The sequence below is a fragment of the Bifidobacterium pullorum subsp. saeculare genome, from assembly GCF_016899725.1.
In the GTDB taxonomy this organism is placed as follows: domain Bacteria; phylum Actinomycetota; class Actinomycetes; order Actinomycetales; family Bifidobacteriaceae; genus Bifidobacterium; species Bifidobacterium pullorum_C.
Genome location: NZ_JACLYU010000299.1, coordinates 1 through 253 on the forward strand (window position 1 = coordinate 1; position 253 = coordinate 253).

Annotated in this window: 1 protein-coding gene; it reads left to right on the plus strand. The window is 60.9% G+C overall.

The genetic code is table 11. The annotated features are described in order from the left end of the window. Positions 1-195, plus strand: a 195-nt coding sequence (locus H7U32_RS10615; protein ID WP_204469965.1) for a hypothetical protein, incomplete at its 5' end; no start/stop codon positions are given. Positions 196-253: the final 58 nt, after the last annotated feature.

Consider the following 253-nt stretch of genomic DNA (forward strand, 5'->3'; position numbering starts at 1 on the left):
TTCCACGGGCGGCTCGCCGCCTACCTGACCCACTACAATGAGACACGCACCAAGAAATCCCCGGGCCGGCAGAGCCCCGTGCAATACCGCAGAAGCCTTGGACTGGCCGCACGACCATCCAAAAAACGGTTGTGCCCGATGTTTTGCGCAAATGTGGCCTGGTCCGTCGTCGGGGGAATGACTTCAGTCGGTTGATTGCATGATGCCGTCGAGCCGGGACATGTCCAGGTAGCGGCGGCTCGACCAATCGTTG